The following is a 15985-nucleotide window of genomic DNA, read 5'->3' as shown; positions in this document are numbered from 1 at the left end:
CCTGTGCAGAAAAGGCTGGGTCAATACAGGTCGGCGGTTGAGACTAGGCGCACAACCGCAGGCAGCAGGGTAGGAACCACAAGGTTTTGCAACGATGTAACAAGGGTTGTGTTAGCGGCTCAAGAGTAGCTGCCTACTGTACCGAATGGCTTTGCTTTTAAGCTAGCCTCTAATACTCTGCAAATTTGTCCAAGAAATATCGACAAATATCTAACATTAAATAGTCGCATAATTTCAAAATGATACAAATCACGCAAACCAATACCCTTTAATTACAAGGGTTTTATGTGTTTTGGTCTTGCGACTTGAAATATATGTTAAAAATAATTAAATATTTTCAATGGCTATTTAGTAATAAATATTTGACAGATTTGATGGGTATACTGTTTTTTTGCGGAAAACAAGTATATTTATTTAATTTACTATTTATAGTTTTTGTTATATTTTTCTTTGTCGATTGTAAAAGCTGTTTTCCCGTTATTTGATTATTGGTTTCTGGTTGGTTGATTTAATAAGCAAAATGGGCTTAATGCCTGTTAAATAATTTTTAAAAAGGAAATACAATGACAACACTTCGTTCTGATTATGCGGCAACTGATGCTTACCTGGCGCCAGCTGGTGGGCATGAAAGCGGTGCTAGCGCAGTATCTTGGGGGGCCATTATTGCTGGTGCCGTCGGTGCCGCAGCCATTGGTTTGCTGCTGGTCGTCCTGGGTTCAGGACTCGGTTTGTCCTCTATTTCTGCCTGGTCCAATGAAGGGGCCAGTGCCAGCACTATTGGTTGGTCAACCATTATTTGGTTGACTCTTACGCAACTGATTGCTGCCGGTTTGGGGGGGTATTTGGCAGGTCGCCTGCGTACGCACTGGGTTTCTGTCAAGACCGATGAGGTGTACTTCCGCGATACTGCGCACGGCTTTCTGGCGTGGGCTTTATCTATGATTATCACAGTGGTATTGCTCGCCAGCGCGATTACGTCTGTGCTTGGTGGTGCGGGCCGCGCTGTCGGATCACTGGCGGGTGGCGCTGCACAAACGGTGGCCATGGTGGCAGGTGGCACTGACTCTGGCTCCAATTCAGCACAAAACGGCTTTGTGGACTATTACGTCCATGCACTGATTCGTCGCTCTGATGTGAACGTACCGCAAAGCGGTCTTACCTCCAGTGATGCGGCGACCCGCGCAGAAGAAGCTGCTTGGCTGACGCAGGAAATTACACCGATTGTGGTGCAAAGCATCAGCCGTGGAGAGTTTGTAGAGACTGATCGTGATTATGTGGCTCAACTGATTGCGCGCTATACGAATATCAGCCAGCAAGAGGCACGCAGCCGCATTGACAGCACAATCACTGAAATCGAGCAACGAATTGAGCAAGCTGAAGTTGCAGCGCGTGAAGCGGCAGACTCAGCACGCAAAGCCGCAGCCTATACAGCACTCTGGATCGCTATTTCTTTGCTGATTGGTGCATTTACCGCAGCTTTGATGGCTACTTTTGGTGGTCGTTTGCGAGACAACGTTTAATCGTTTGTGCCAGGCATGTGCTACAAGCATGCCTTTATCTGAACATAGGTTCCGATCGATTCTGGTTATATCCAAGTTCTAAGCAGTGAGTTCCCGCGAAAGCTGCCTGATTATTTAAAATTTATTCATACGACAGGAGTTATATTGATATGAGATCTATCTTGCTCTTCTTTTTGGGAGTTCCTATTCCAGTCATTATTCTGATTGCATTGTTGTTCTAATTGCCATTGAGCGTAGAGGCGCTTAATCCTCATGTTTGACGATTTTAAAAAGGATGCTCATCAACAAGCATCCTTTTTTTACGCGCGACAGAGGCAATGATTGATTGTCGCAGCAAGAAGAGGAGGGGTCAGCTTGCTATTGTGCGTTAGATGGCGCGCTGGTGTTGCAGCCGTGTTTTTACTTGCGCAGCCGAGAAGTGGTGTTGAGTTGACTGCCATTGCGCAGGAAGACAGGCAAAAAAATTGCCGCATGATGCGGCAATTTGAATTGAATTGTTTTTTTTGCAAACTACCTTTNATGCGGCAATTTGAATTGAATTGTTTTTTTTGCAAACTACCTTTTGGCGGAGCGGACGGGACTCGAACCCGCGACCCCCGGCGTGACAGGCCGGTATTCTAACCAACTGAACTACCGCTCCTGGTAGAGCATTGACTTGCAGTCAATGTCAGCAAACTGTGGCGACCCTACGGGGAATCGAACCCCGGTTACCGCCGTGAAAGGGCGATGTCCTAACCGCTAGACGATAGGGTCACAGAACTTTGAATTATAACTTAAATAATCAAGCTAATTCAAAATTTTTATGGTCGGCGTGGCGGGATTCGAACTCGCGACCCCTTGCACCCCATGCAAGTGCGCTACCTGGCTGCGCTACACGCCGAAAAACAAGATTATAGACCGTATTTTGAGGTCGCTTGGCTTAAAAAGTCACGAATTTGAATTAATTCATGGCGAATATTCAATTCACTGGAAAATTCGTGTTGTTGAGCGGATTGCGTTGCCTCATCTGCCAGCATTGGCTTCTCATGAGCTTGCGCAGCACTGTGTTGTGCATTGGGTCGATCGGTGACCCGGTCCGCAGCCGTTGCGGCAGGGGCGGAGTTGGATTCGGCCACTGTGCTGTTTGCTGCCGCTTCGGCATCTGCCGCACTCCAGCTTTGCAATCGGGTGCGCGCACCACTGATCGTGAACCCTTGACCATAGAGCAATTCACGAATGCGGCGAATCATCAGCACTTCATGGTGCTGGTAATAGCGGCGATTGCCGCGGCGTTTCATTGGCCGCAATTGCGTGAATTCCTGCTCCCAGTAGCGCAGCACATGGGGCTTGACGTCACAGAGTTCTGCAACTTCGCCAATGGTGAAGTACCGCTTCGCGGGAATGGGGGGCAGGGGAGTATTCATGTAAACCTAATTAAGCAATTTATCAATTTGTTTGTCGCCACGTACCGCTGGTGCATTGCAGGCACACTGAGGTCGCGCGCGTGTTGTATTGAGCCAATCGCCAAGCCTTATTAATTGTTTCAACGCATTGATGCAAAGATTGAGCATCAAGTTACCCAAGTTGAGCACTGCGCCATCGTCTTTGACGCCGTGCCTTTTGGGGGCTGTCATCATACTGTGATCAGTCTGATTTGTTTGCATTTGCTTGTTTAGGCATGCAAACATTGTGCGTTTTGGTCACGGTTGATGCTGGAGGCTCTCTAACGCATGGTGATACTGGGCAGTGTACACAGACCAATAAAAAAGAGGGCGATTGCCCCCTTGTCATATGCATTCACTGGCATTAGGCCTGCTGCACTTTTTCCTTGAGCTTGTTGCTGGCATGGAAGGTCACCACACGGCGTGCTTCAATCGGAATTGATTCGCCTGTGCGTGGGTTTCGACCTGGCCGAGCAGCTTTTTCCCTGACTTGGAAATTGCCAAAGCCAGAAATACGAACGCTATCGCCATCGATGAGTCGTTTGGCAATCAAATCAAAAAATGCGTCCACGATGTCCTTGGATTCGCGCTTGGACAGGCCAATTCGGTCATACAACAACTCAGCCATTTGCGCCTTGGTCAAAGACGTAGGCGCAAGGCTGTCAATATCGATAGGCAGTTCGTTCATGTCTCACTCTCTTTCGACGCCAATGATTTAGGTACGAAGACGTGCGGCAACCGCACTTTCAAGAGCTTTTAACACAGCCGAGACCGTTAGATCAATATCCGCATCGGTCAGTGTTGCGCCGGCCCCATCCAATGTCAGTCGAATGGCCAGGCTTTTCTCGCCCTGATTCACGCCGGTGGCGTTCTGTCCTGGGGCCGGGCGGTAAATGTCAAACAGCATGCTGTTTGCAATGCGAATACTTGTTGACGCGCGTGCAATCGCTGTCTGCACTTGTGAAAATGCCACGGACTCTTGCACCACCACCGCAATATCGCGCTCAACCATTTGGTATTTGGGCACGGCTTTGGCAACCGGCACAGGGCGTTGCAGTGCAGCGGCCAAGTCCAGCTCAAACAGCACTGGCGCGTGGCTCAGCTCCCACTGTTGGCGCCATTGTGGATGCAACTCGCCAACCCAGCCAACCGCTTGGCCATCGAGCAGCACTTGCGCGCTGCGCCCTGGGTGCAGCGCGGGGTGTTCCGCAGCAACAAATGTAGGCACCAATGGTGCAAACAAGGCCTCGACATCGCCTTTGACGTCATAAAAGTCCACGCGTGACTCGCCCTGGCCCCATTGGCGCCCATCGACATCACCATACGCCAGGCCAGCGACATGCATCGGCTGATGCACGCCCTTGACTGTGGTGTCAGTGGTTTGTACGCTGTCATCGCGTTTGAACACACGGCCCACTTCAAACAGACGCACACGTGTGGCTTTGCGGTCCAAATTGACACGCAGCACATTCAGCAGCGAGCCCAGCAGCGAAGAGCGCATCACGCTCATCGGTGCAGCGATCGGGTTGAGCAAGTGGATCGGGTTGTTATTGCCGGCCAGATCACGCTCCCAGCTTTCTTCGACAAAGCTGAAGTTGATGGTTTCCTGGTAACCCAAGTCGGCCAGCAAGTGGCGCAGTGCAAATTTGCTGCGACTTGCCTCTGGTGCAATGCGTGCAATGATCGGCGCAATCGGCGGCGTGTCTGGAAGCGAGTTAAAGCCGATGATGCGTGCGACTTCTTCGATCAAATCCTCTTCGATTTGAATATCGAAGCGGTACGATGGTGGCGTGACGCGCAGGATATCGCCGCCATTGCTTGGCAGTTTCTTAAAGCCCAGTTGCAGGCGTGTGAACGCTTGTTCGCATTGCTCGGTGGAAATTGGCATGCCAATCACTTTGGCTGCGCGTGCGACACGCAGATCCACCGGTTTCACTTCTGGCAATTGAATGATCTGGTCGTCAATCGGATTGACCACCGTGTCTGGTGTGCCGCAAATCGCAATGACCAGTTCGGTGATGCGCTCGATAGCGCAAATGGTGCGCTGCGGATCAACACCGCGCTCAAAACGGTGACCGGCATCGGTTGAGAAGGCATAGCGGCGTGAGCGGCCTTGAATGGCTTCTGGCCACCAGAACGCGGCTTCAACATACACATTGCGTGTGGTATCGCTGACGGCCGTGGCATTGCCGCCCATGATGCCAGCCAGAGATTCGAGCTGTTTGTCATCACTGATGACGCCGACTTTGCCGTCGACCTCGATGGTATTGCCATTGAGCAATTCCAGTTTTTCACCGGCTTGGCCCCAGCGCACTTGCAGCGCGCCATGGATTTTGTCCAGGTCAAAAATGTGGCTAGGTTGGCCCAGCTCGAACATCACGTAGTTAGAAATGTCGACCAAGGGCGCAACGCTGCGCTGGCCGCAACGGGCCAGCTTATCGACCATCCAGGCAGGCGTTTGTGCCTGGGTGTTGATCTGGTTGATCACCCGACCAGAAAAACGGCCGCACAAATCCTTGTCCTTGACGCTCACAGCCAGTGTCTGTGCGCCATTGACGGCCACAGCCGGTGTTGGCAGCGGCAGCAGCGGCGCGCCAGTCAAGGCTGACAGCTCACGGGCGATGCCGTAAATGCTCAGGCCATGCGCCAGATTGGGCGTCAGCTTGAGTGTCAGCAGCGCATCATCGAGGCGCAGGTAGTCGCGGAGATTGACGCCCAGCGGTGCATCCAGCGGCAACTCCAGCAAGCCGCTCTGGTCATCGGCGATGCCCAGCTCTTTGGCCGAGCACAGCATGCCGTAGCTTTCGACGCCACGCAGTTTGCCAACTTTGATTTTGAATGGTTTGCCATCAGCACCGGGAGGCAGTTCAGCACCTACCGTTGCGCATGGCACCTTGATGCCAACGCGCGCATTGGGCGCGCCGCAGACAATGCTCAGCGGTTCTGCTTGGCCAATGCTGACTTTGCACACACGCAGGCGGTCGGCGTCAGGGTGCTGCACCGCTTCCATGATTTCACCGACCACAATGCCGTGAAATGCAGGAGCGACCGGGGTGATTTCTTCGACTTCAAAGCCACCCATGGTCAGGGTGTCGGCCAGCGCTTGAGTGGACAGGGCGGGGTTGCAATATTCGCGCAACCAGGATTCAGGAAATTGCATAGGGCTTATTTCTTTTGGCAGAAGTGGGTACGTGTATCGACAGCTTATTGAAATTGGCTGAGGAAACGGACGTCGCCTTCGAAGAACAGGCGCAAATCATTGACGCCATAGCGCAGCATCGTGAGGCGATCTGGCCCCATACCGAATGCAAAGCCAATGTATTGCTCTGGGTCCAGGCCCATATTGCGCACCACATTGGGGTGTACTTGGCCTGAGCCGGCCACTTCCAGCCAACGTCCAGCCAGCGGACCGCTGGCAAACTGGATGTCAATTTCTGCGCTGGGCTCAGTGAATGGGAAGAAGCTGGGCCTGAAACGCAGCACCAAATCATCACGCTCAAAAAACGTTTTGCAGAAGTTGGTGAAGACGTATTTGAGGTCTTTGAAGCTGACGTTCTCACCCAGCCACAGGCCTTCGCATTGGTGGAACATCGGCGAATGGGTCGCATCGCTGTCAACGCGGTAGGTGCGTCCTGGTGCGATCACGCGCACATCTGGAATGGTTTTGCCTGCGGCGTTCAAGGCAGCATGTTTTTTTACATGCTGGTGTGCATAACGCACTTGCATTGGGCTGGTGTGTGGACGCAGGTTGTAGTGCTGGCCTTGCTCATCCTTGATGTCCACGTAGAACGTGTCTTGCATCGAGCGAGCAGGGTGATTGGGGGGGTTGTTCAGTGAGGTGAAGCTGTGCCAGTCGGACTCGACTTCTGGGCCATCGGCCACATCAAAGCCCATCGAGCTGAAAATGGCTTCAATGCGCTCCATCGTGCGTGAGACCGGGTGCAGACCGCCAGGCTGACGCAGTCTGCCAGGCAGGGTTACATCCAGACGCTCGGCCTGCAATTGGCGCGCCAGTTCGGCGTCGGCCAGTGCTTGGCGGCGTGCTTGCAAGGCTTGCTCAATGGCTTGCTTGGCCTGGTTGATGGCAGCGCCGCGTGTTTTCTTCTCATCCACACTCAGCTGTGCCATGCCTTTCATCAGCTCGGTGATTTGGCCACTTTTGCCAAAGAATCGGGCTTTCGCATCTTCCAATGCGGCGGGGGTGTCGCTTTGTGCAAACTGGGTTTGGGCTTGTTCAATCAATGCATCCAAATCAGCAGTGCTCATATCTTTATCCTCGAAGCTGCAGGCGTGTACAACACAGTGGTGGCATTTGCTGCCAACAATTTCCAATAAAAAAGGCTGGTGCCTTGAGAACCTGCTTTGTCAGCAGATTCGCCAAGCCCAGCCTTGTGCGGGAGAGTGGGGCATGCACGGGGCATGCCTTCCCGTAATTACGCTGCCAGTTTGGCTTTAGCTTGGTCAACCAAGCTAGCAAAAGCGGCTTTGTCAAACACAGCCAGATCAGCCAGCATTTTGCGGTCGATCTCGATGTGTGCTTTTTTCAGGCCATTGGTGAACTGGCTGTATGTCACGCCCAACTCACGTGAAGCGGCGTTGATACGGGCAATCCACAACTGACGGAATACGCGTTTTTTGTTGCGGCGGTCACGATAAGCGTATTGACCCGCTTTCATTACCGCTTGTTTGGCAACGCGATAGACGTTACCACGACGACCACGGAAACCCTTGGCCAGCTTCAGAATTTTCTTGTGACGGGCATGTGCCGTTACACCACGTTTTACGCGAGGCATGTGTGAACTCCTTAATGCAGATTACAGACCGGCGAATGGCAACATTTGTGCCACGTGGCCGAGGTTGGACTCATGCACATTCACTGCGCCGCGCAATTGGCGTTTGTTTTTGGTGCTTTTCTTTGTCAAGATGTGGCGTTTGAACGCTTGACCGCGCTTAACAGTACCACCTGGGCGAACGCGAAAACGCTTTTTCGCGCTGCTCTTGCTCTTCATTTTTGGCATATCACTACTACCTTTGGTTTGACATTGTGCCTGCTAGGCGTGATGCAGCTGTTTTGGCACGAAGCCAACAGTACAGATCCCTTTGAAAGCCTACAGTCCACTTGTAATACGCAGCCAGTGCGAACGACTCCGCACTGGCTGCATTCTCTTTGCCGCGAACCCCATCCTGCCCATCTCGCTGCCGCAGCTTAGGGTTGAACAACCCTAAGCTGCAACTTCAAAAACGCTCAAGCTTGCTGGGAAAATCAGCAAAGAACCAGCGATTATACATTGATAAAGGCAAATGGTGAAGCGCTAGGTAATTCATATTACTGAGGACATCCGGCCGCTTCGGCCAGCACACGCTAGGGTGGGCTATGTATGCCTGCATGCACATAACGTCCTGAATGTACTTAACGTGCGTTTGATCGAAATGCTGCGTTCCCACGAAAAATGGGCTGATCTGGTATTGAATTGCGTGCAGCTTGGGTTTGCGAGCAGCTTTGTTTGGACAGATGCCACCAAGTTATCTTACAATTTTATTTCATTTGTATGACATATGTCAGAGGTCCTGAATGCTGTTCGGTAAGCTATTGCCCCGCGAGGGCAATTTTTTTGCGCTTTTTAATCAACATGCCAACCACACTGTCGAGGCCGCAGATGCCTTGGTCAAGCTGGTTGCCAATTACTCTGATGCCAATTTAAGGGCTCAATACATTGCTGCCATTGACGAGGCTGAAAGTGCTGCTGACAGCGTGACTACACTTGTCAACAAAACGATTCACCAGACTTTCATCACACCGATTGATCGTGAGCAGATTCACAGCTTGATCAATCGCATGGACGATGTGGCCGACTTGATTCAAGACGTCGCCGAAACTTTAGTGCTCTACGATGTGCACGCGATCACCGATGACATGCGCACCTTGACCGACCTGGATCGCCGCTGCATTGACCGCGTACGTGCCGCAGTTGGCACGCTGGACAAGATTGCTGATGCGTCGGTGGCAGAAGCGGCCTTGAAAACCTGTGAAGAAATTGACAAGTTGGAAGACGATGCCGACCGCGTGCTGCGTTCGGCCATGAGCGCTTTGTTCAGACAAGAAGAAGATGTGCGCGAGCTGATCAAGCTCAAAGCCATTTACGAGCTGCTCGAATCCATCAGTGATCGTTGCCAGGACGTGGCAAAAATTATTGAAGGCATTGTGCTGGAAAACTCCTGATCCCTTCACTCTAGCAGGAGTTCAAAATGGAAATAGCACAAGCGGCCTTATGGGTCGTAGTCTTGCTGGTGGTCTTGGCCTTGATTTTCGACTTCATGAATGGTTTTCATGATGCGGCCAACTCCATTGCCACCGTTGTCTCGACCGGGGTGCTCAAACCCGCTCAGGCAGTCTTGTTCGCCGCGTTTTTCAATTTCGTTGCGATTTTTGTCTTCCATCTCAGCGTGGCTGCCACGGTAGGCAAGGGCATTGTTTCGCCAGATTTTGTAGACACCCACGTGGTCTTTGGCGCATTATTAGGCGCGATCAGCTGGAATTTGCTGACCTGGTATTACGGCATCCCCAGCAGCTCTTCGCATGCCTTGATTGGTGGCATTGTTGGCGCGGTGATTGCCAAGGGGGGTGTGAGTGCGCTGGAGGTGATGGGCATCATGAAGGTGGTGGTTTTCATCTTTGTCTCACCGCTGCTGGGCTACTTACTGGGCTCGGCGATGATGGTGATTGTCGCCTGGCTGTTTCGCCGCACGCGACCAGGCCACGTCGACAAGTGGTTCAGGCGCTTGCAATTGCTCTCTGCCGGTGCATACAGCCTCGGCCACGGCGGCAATGATGCGCAAAAAACCATCGGTATCATTTGGCTGTTGTTGATTGGTACTGGCTATTTGGGCAAGGAGGCGACTTCGCCACCGACTTGGGTGATTGTGTCTTGCTATGCCGCGATTGGTTTGGGCACGATGTTTGGCGGTTGGAGAATTGTCAAAACCATGGGCCAGAAGATCACCAAACTCAAGCCTGTCGGTGGTTTTTGTGCTGAAGCCGGTGGTGCCATGACCTTGTTCATTGCGACGGCGATGGGCATTCCGGTCTCGACTACACATACCATCACAGGGGCGATTGTGGGCGTAGGCTCTACACAGCGCGCCAGTGCCGTACGCTGGGGCGTAGCGGGCAATATTGTCTGGGCCTGGATTTTCACGATTCCCGCCAGCGCCTTTGTGGCGGCTTTGGCTTACTGGCTCAGTTTGGCGATTTATTAAATACCCACTGCGAAATACCCCCAGGGTATTGCACACAACGGGCCATTGCGGCCCGTTTTTTTTGCCTTGCATCAATGAGTAGGCGGGCGAGCACACTGGCATCGCCGCCTACATGGTTAATTAGCCGCTTTGGCTTGTTCAATCCAGCCATTGAATGTGGCTTGATTGGCTTTGATCCAGCCATCCACATGGCGCTGCAGATCGGCCGCGGAGTTCTCGCCTTGCTGCATGCGCAGGTTTTGTGCATTGATATCGGCAATAGGCAGCTGCATGACTTCAAACAGCTTGGCAGCTGACGGGTTTTTCTCTGCGAATGCTTTGTTCGCGACAATATGCTGCGTGTTGACTGGGAAGCCGTAGTTTGAGCCATCGCCCAGTTTGGTCTCGACGCCTGCTTGCTCACCAGGCAATGCAGTGAACGGCACTTGCAACCAGACAACGTCAGAGCCGGGCTTGAGAACACCCGAGACCCAGTACGGTGTCCATGTGAAGTAGAGAATTGGCTGGCCCGCTTTGTAGCGGGCAAGGGTGTCGGCAATCAAGGCCGAGTAGCTACCTTGGTTGTGGGTCACGCTGCCATCAATGCCATAGCTTTTGAGTTGGTGCTCAATGACCGCCTCGCAGCCCCAGCCAGGGTTGCAGCCAGTCAGGTCGGCTTTGCCATCGCCATTGGTGTCAAACAGCTGGGCGATGGCTGGGTCTTTGAGCTGCTCAATATTGGTGATTTTGTACTGCTCGGCTGTTTTCTTGTCGATCAAATAACCTTGCAGTGAGTTATTCACGTAGGTGCCTTTGCGGTAGAGCTTGCTGTCCCCTCCGACATTCTTGTAAAAATCGTCATGCAGGGGCGCCCAGTTGGCGGCGATAAATGTTGCATCGCCATTGGCAACGGCAACGTAGCCGGTTGCGTATTCGGTCTCCTGGATGTCTTTGACCGCATAGCCCAGGGCTTCAAGGGCGCGGCTGACCAGCAATGTTTGAAAGCCTTCCTCGGCAATCGAGCTTTTGATTGGCTGGACCGATATGCCTTTACCTGGCAGGTCCTGTGCATGGGCTACGCCCAAGGACATGCCCATGCCCAAGAAGGCAGCAGCGGTAATGTGTTGGATACGCAAAAAAGATGTCTTCATAAAGAGTCCCTCAAGTAAGTGGTAGAAGTGGGCTGCAATGCAGGTTCAACTGCCATAGCAGACGTGCGCAGCAAGCCGTTACTGCTGCGCGGCTTGTTTGGCTTGCTCAATCCAGCCATCGAACGTGCTTTGGTGTGCAGCAATCCAGGCATCCGCATGGCGGGCAATATCCGCACTGCTTTTCTCGCCTTGCTGCATGCGCAGGTTTTGCGCAGACACATCATCAATTGGCAGTTTCATAATCGCAAAGAGTTTGGCCGCAGCAGGATTGGCAGCGGCAAACTCTTTGTTCGCCACAATGCTCATGTGGTTGAGTGGAAAACCGTAGTTTTTGCCGTTGGGCAACATGCTGTCGATGGCTTTTTGCTCGCCAGGCAAACTGGTGAAAGGCACCTCCAGCCACACCACATCTTTGCCTGGCACCAGCACGCCTGAGACCCAGTAGGGCGTCCAGGTGTAGTAGAGAATTGGTTGGCCTTGCTGGTAGCGGGTAATGGTGTCTGACATCAGCGCGGCATAATTGCCTTGGTTGTGGCTGACGGACTCGCGCAGCCCAAATGCGTCAAGCTGGTGTTCAATCACAGGCTCACAGCCCCAGCCTGGCGTACAGCCGGTCAGATCGGCTTTGCCATCACCGTTGGCATCAAACAGCTTGGCGATTTCTGGATCGCTCAACTGCCCGAGGTTGGTAATGTTGTATTGCTCGGCGGTTTTCTTGTCGATCAGATAACCTTGGGCACTGTTGTCAACGTAGGTGCCAACACGGAAGAACTTGTCGTCACCACCGGCATTGGCATAGAAGTCGTTGTGCAAGGGCTGCCAGTTGACGGCGGTAAAGCTTGCATCGCCATTGGCCAGCGCCATATAACCGGAAGCGTATTCGGTTTCTTGAATCGGCAGGACTTTGTAGCCCAGTTGCTCCAAAGCTTTAACGACGATCAGGGTTTGAAATGTTTCCTCTGACACGGAGGTTTGTACCGGTTGCACGCTGCGGCCCTGGCCAGGCAAGTCGCTCGCATGGGCTTGCGTAATCAATGCGGCACTAGCCAATGCCAGTCCACTTGCGCCCAGGCGCAATGCTGCTGCTGCTGCTGCTGCTGCTGCTGCTGCTGCTGCTGCTGCTGCTGCTGCTGCTGCGAGGCTACGTGTGCGCGGCTGTGCGCCGCAGATGGTGTTCGGTGTGGGGGTCAAAGAAAAAATATCAAAAAAACGCATGCGCTAGGGTGCTCCTTAAAGATGCTTGAAAGGCGTCAAAAACGGGTGAGGGAGGCAATCCATGGCGCCAGGCCGCGCGCCATGGGCATGCTTTCAAATCAATGGCCGGCTGGTTTCAGACCTGCTGGTTCAGCCCTGTCGCTGCCGCCAGCAGTGGGCTTTGATTTGGTGGGGGCGGCCCGTTCAGGGCGCGGTGTTTGTGTGGTGGCCGCAGGAACAGCAGATGCCACAGGCTTGCCTGCTCCCAGCGCTTTGCGCAGCAACCCAATCGGGCCACCATCGAGCCAGGACTGACCGCCACGCTTTGGTTGGCCCATCGCTTGTGTGATGCGGTCAAGCATGATGGCCAGCAGCACAATACCCAAACCTCCAACGGTGGCCAGGCCCATGTCCAGACGGCCAATGCCACGCAACACCATTTGGCCCAGGCCGCCAACTGCAATCATCGATGCAATCACCACCATAGACAGCGACAACATCAGGGCTTGGTTGATACCGGCCATGATGGATGGCATGGCCAATGGCAATTGGACCTTGGCCAGCATTTGCAGTGGCGACGCGCCATAGGCTTTGGCTGCCTCAATCAAATCAGGACGTACCTGGCGAATCCCCAGGTTGGTGAGGCGCACCAGTGGGGGCAGGGCAAATACGATGGTCACTATCACGCCTGGCACATTACCAATGCCAAACAGCATCACCACGGGCACCAGATACACAAAAGCGGGTGTGGTTTGCATGGCATCAAGAAACGGCCGCATCACGCGCTGTGCTCGGTCGCTGCTGGCCAGCACAATGCCCAGCGGCAGTCCGATCAGCAGGCAAAACACCAGTGAGGTCAGCACCAGCGCCAAGGTAATCATGGCTTCAGGCCAGACGCCCAGCATGGCAATGACCAATAGAGATATGAGCGAGCCGATGGCAATGCGCTTGCCTGCAAACTGCCAGGCAATCAGCGACAAAATAGCGATCATCACCAAGGTTGGGACCGACACCAGCAAATGCTGGATGCTGCCCAGCACTGCGTCAATCGGACTGCGCACCGCCTGGAAGAAAGGGCGAAAGCTCGCTACAAACCAGGCCAAGCCATCATTGATCCAGCTCTGCACGGGCAGGCTGCCATCCCAAAGCTGGCTGATCTGGAAGCTGTCACCACCGCCTTGGGGTGTAACTGCGCCGCCAGAAAGCCAATCTGTGCCAGAGCTAGCCGCATTGCTAGCCGTATCACTGACCGAGTTGGCCGTTTCGCTGCCCGATGCAGCCGCCCCCCAGGGGTTGTCCGCTGCTGCCGCTGCGCTGCTGCTTGTATCTGCAGCTGCCGAAGCGCTGGAGCTGGCCCAAGGATTATCGGCTGCAGCCTGGGCAGAATTGCCTGCTGCTGCGCTACCCGCATCAGATTGTGAGGCAGCCCAAGGATTGTCGTTATTCGTGTTTTGTGCGATTTGGAAAGAATTCATATCTGTCATGCAAGTGCCTTTCACGCTGCTGTGGCCATCGGAGCTTGTGCTGTAGTGGGGTTTGTGCGCGCGATGGCCTGACCCGCATCTGCTGGCAGCGGTGGGGTGTCTCGATCGAGGAAACGCAGCAAGCGTGTGCGGCTGACGGCGCCTAAAAACCGGCCTTGCTCGTTGACCACCGGCAGCGGGTAGGGTGGCTCTGCGGCACGGCCCACCACATCTGCTACCAATTCATCGCCACGCACCACAATCGGCTCTGGCAGGAATGCATCGCTCAAAGGCTGAAGTGCGCTGGAGCCATCACGTGCCTGGCGCAGGGACTCCGTGGACACAATGCCTTCAAAGCGTTGTCCGCTGGAGACCACATAGCCGTAATCGCGGTCCTGGTCTTGCAGCAGACGCAGCCCAGCGCGCAAACCTTGGCCTGACTTGTTGAGGTCCAGCACTGGGTAGTTGCGGCTCGCAATATCGGCAACCTTGAAAACCACGGATGCGTCAACGCCTTTGGTAAAGCTGCGCACATAATCGTTGGCAGGATTGCGCAAAATTTCTTCAGGTGTGCCCACTTGCACCACATGGCCGTCTTTCATGATGGCAATGCGGCTACCAATGCGCATGGCCTCGTCCAAGTCGTGCGAGATAAAAACAATCGTGCGCTGCTTGACTTCCTGCAGGCGCAGCAATTCAGATTGCATGTCAGTGCGAATAATCGGATCCAACGCGGAGAAGGCTTCATCCATCAATAGGATGGATGGATCGGCCGCCAAGGCTCTGGCCAGCCCCACGCGTTGCTGCATACCTCCGGATAGTTCGTCCGGATAACTGTTGGCCCAGCTACCAAGGCCCACTTGCTCCAGTGCATCTTGCGCGGCTTGGTGGCGTTTGCTTTTGTCAATGCCGGCGAGTTCTAAGCCGAATGCGGTGTTGTCCAGCACGGTCATGTGTGGCATGAGCGCAAACGACTGAAACACCATACTGATGTCTTTGCGGCGCAGATCACGCAATGCCTTGTCAGCCAGTGCATTGATGTCCTGGCCATCGACGAGAATTTTGCCGTCGCTGGGTTCGATCAAGCGGTTGAGCATGCGCACCAAGGTGGATTTGCCTGAGCCAGATAGCCCCATGATGACGAAAATCTCGCCAGCCTCAATCTCAAAATTGGCATCAAAAACGCCAATCGAGTTGCCGGTGCTTTGCAGGATTTCTTGCTTGGATTTGCCTTGTTTGGCCAGAGCAATGGCTGCCTCTGGTTTGTTGCCAAACACCTTATAAACGTGGTCGATGTGAATGCTTTTGGCCATCGAGTTGTACCCCTCCGTTGTTCTGGAGTGGGTGCGCACGAGCACACCCGATCTGCACTGAGTGCATGACGCATGCACAAAGCACAAATGTGGCTGATGCCGAGCAGCTGATCAGGGCCTGGCTCTTGCACGCGAGGATCGCAGTGATGCGCAAGGGCAAAATAGCACATCAGGCAATAACGCCTCATGTGCAGCACACTGATCACAACAAAAACAAACGCTAAACACAGCGCATGCCTTCAGACAAATAATGGCGGCTATATGCCGCACATCAAGTGGCTGCCGAGTGGGGAGCAAAAGCATTGCACCTCACACAAACGGTCTTCTGGGGTAGATAAGCCTTTATGGCATCCCATGAAGTCGTTGGGCATCGGGTCGAGAAAAACGACCATCCAGATGGCGGGCAGCTGGAACTGTTGTTAATGGCTGCCTGCCGTTGAAAACACCATGCCTGCCAAGCCGCAGTGGACCTACAGCATGCATGAGCGAGTTGCTCAAAAAGATGCATTTTTCATGCACGTTGATGAGTAGAACAGCCTCCATTATAACAATCTGTTGGAATTTGTGCTTTGCTCTATTGGCACTGCCTATTTCGATCGAATCAAAATGCGCAGATGCAACCGAGCACGTTACAAGCATTCACACTTTTGCAAATTTTATGAAATGGCGCATGCAGATTAACCCTCA

Annotated in this window: 14 protein-coding genes and 3 tRNA genes; 3 read left to right on the top strand and 14 right to left on the bottom strand. The window is 53.4% G+C overall.

The window, feature by feature from the left end; translation table 11 throughout:
* The first annotated feature begins 563 nt into the window (after positions 1–563).
* Positions 564–1520 carry a hypothetical protein gene (locus E8K88_RS12320; RefSeq protein WP_240754503.1) on the top strand — a complete coding sequence of 319 codons (957 nt, stop codon included), beginning with the start codon at positions 564–566 and terminating at the stop codon, positions 1518–1520.
* 563 nt (positions 1521–2083) lie between these two features.
* Here the strand turns inward: E8K88_RS12320 and E8K88_RS12315 are convergent.
* From E8K88_RS12315 to rpmI, 10 genes are all read right to left on the bottom strand, one after another.
* Positions 2084–2160: transfer RNA gene (locus E8K88_RS12315), tRNA-Asp, on the bottom strand.
* A gap of 38 nt (positions 2161–2198) precedes the next feature.
* Positions 2199–2273: transfer RNA gene (locus tag E8K88_RS12310), tRNA-Glu, on the bottom strand.
* Positions 2274–2323: 50 nt separating this feature from the next.
* Positions 2324–2400: transfer RNA gene (locus tag E8K88_RS12305), tRNA-Pro, on the bottom strand.
* 10 nt (positions 2401–2410) lie between these two features.
* Positions 2411–2923, bottom strand: coding sequence for a MerR family transcriptional regulator (locus tag E8K88_RS12300; RefSeq protein ID WP_136406967.1), 513 nt, complete (start codon positions 2921–2923; stop codon positions 2411–2413).
* A 6-nt stretch (positions 2924–2929) separates the two neighbouring features.
* Positions 2930–3136, bottom strand: a complete 207-nt coding sequence (locus E8K88_RS12295) for a hypothetical protein (RefSeq protein WP_136406966.1) — start codon at positions 3134–3136, stop codon at positions 2930–2932.
* Between the two features lie 169 nt (positions 3137–3305).
* Positions 3306–3629, bottom strand: a complete 324-nt coding sequence (locus tag E8K88_RS12290; RefSeq protein WP_136406965.1) for an integration host factor subunit alpha — start codon at positions 3627–3629, stop codon at positions 3306–3308.
* A 27-nt stretch (positions 3630–3656) separates the two neighbouring features.
* Positions 3657–6101: a phenylalanine--tRNA ligase subunit beta gene (gene pheT / locus E8K88_RS12285; protein WP_136406964.1), complete on the bottom strand. Its 2445-nt coding sequence runs from the start codon at positions 6099–6101 to the stop codon at positions 3657–3659.
* A gap of 44 nt (positions 6102–6145) precedes the next feature.
* On the bottom strand, positions 6146–7207 hold the full coding sequence (gene pheS, locus E8K88_RS12280; protein WP_136406963.1) for a phenylalanine--tRNA ligase subunit alpha: 1062 nt from the start codon (positions 7205–7207) through the stop codon (positions 6146–6148).
* Positions 7208–7374: 167 nt separating this feature from the next.
* Complete coding sequence (gene rplT, locus E8K88_RS12275) at positions 7375–7734, bottom strand: 50S ribosomal protein L20 (RefSeq protein WP_136406962.1); 360 nt, start codon at positions 7732–7734, stop codon at positions 7375–7377.
* A 21-nt stretch (positions 7735–7755) separates the two neighbouring features.
* Complete coding sequence (rpmI, locus tag E8K88_RS12270; RefSeq protein WP_136406961.1) at positions 7756–7959, bottom strand: 50S ribosomal protein L35; 204 nt, start codon at positions 7957–7959, stop codon at positions 7756–7758.
* Positions 7960–8513: 554 nt separating this feature from the next.
* Here rpmI and E8K88_RS12265 point away from each other — a divergent pair.
* Complete coding sequence (locus tag E8K88_RS12265; RefSeq protein WP_136406960.1) at positions 8514–9161, top strand: DUF47 domain-containing protein; 648 nt, start codon at positions 8514–8516, stop codon at positions 9159–9161.
* A 26-nt stretch (positions 9162–9187) separates the two neighbouring features.
* Positions 9188–10198 (top strand): inorganic phosphate transporter, encoded by a 1011-nt coding sequence (locus tag E8K88_RS12260; RefSeq protein WP_136406959.1) that lies wholly within the window; start codon positions 9188–9190, stop codon positions 10196–10198.
* 116 nt (positions 10199–10314) lie between these two features.
* Here E8K88_RS12260 and proX (E8K88_RS12255) read toward each other — a convergent pair whose 3' ends face one another.
* From proX (E8K88_RS12255) to proV, 4 genes are all read right to left on the bottom strand, one after another.
* On the bottom strand, positions 10315–11274 hold the full coding sequence (proX, locus tag E8K88_RS12255; protein ID WP_240754504.1) for a glycine betaine/L-proline ABC transporter substrate-binding protein ProX: 960 nt from the start codon (positions 11272–11274) through the stop codon (positions 10315–10317).
* A gap of 132 nt (positions 11275–11406) precedes the next feature.
* Positions 11407–12543 carry a glycine betaine/L-proline ABC transporter substrate-binding protein ProX gene (gene proX, locus E8K88_RS12250; RefSeq protein ID WP_136406957.1) on the bottom strand — a complete coding sequence of 379 codons (1137 nt, stop codon included), beginning with the start codon at positions 12541–12543 and terminating at the stop codon, positions 11407–11409.
* Between the two features lie 98 nt (positions 12544–12641).
* Positions 12642–13997, bottom strand: coding sequence for a glycine betaine/L-proline ABC transporter permease ProW (gene proW / locus E8K88_RS12245; protein WP_136406956.1), 1356 nt, complete (start codon positions 13995–13997; stop codon positions 12642–12644).
* Between the two features lie 20 nt (positions 13998–14017).
* The gene (gene proV / locus E8K88_RS12240; RefSeq protein WP_136406955.1) at positions 14018–15298 is read right to left on the bottom strand and encodes a glycine betaine/L-proline ABC transporter ATP-binding protein ProV; all 1281 of its coding nucleotides are present in this window, start codon (positions 15296–15298) and stop codon (positions 14018–14020) included.
* Positions 15299–15985: the final 687 nt, after the last annotated feature.

The organism is Lampropedia aestuarii, assembly GCF_004803635.1.
In the GTDB taxonomy this organism is placed as follows: Bacteria; Pseudomonadota; Gammaproteobacteria; order Burkholderiales; family Burkholderiaceae_C; genus Lampropedia; species Lampropedia aestuarii.
Note: the sequence above shows the minus strand (reverse complement) of the source record. Positions and strands in the feature narration are given on the sequence as shown.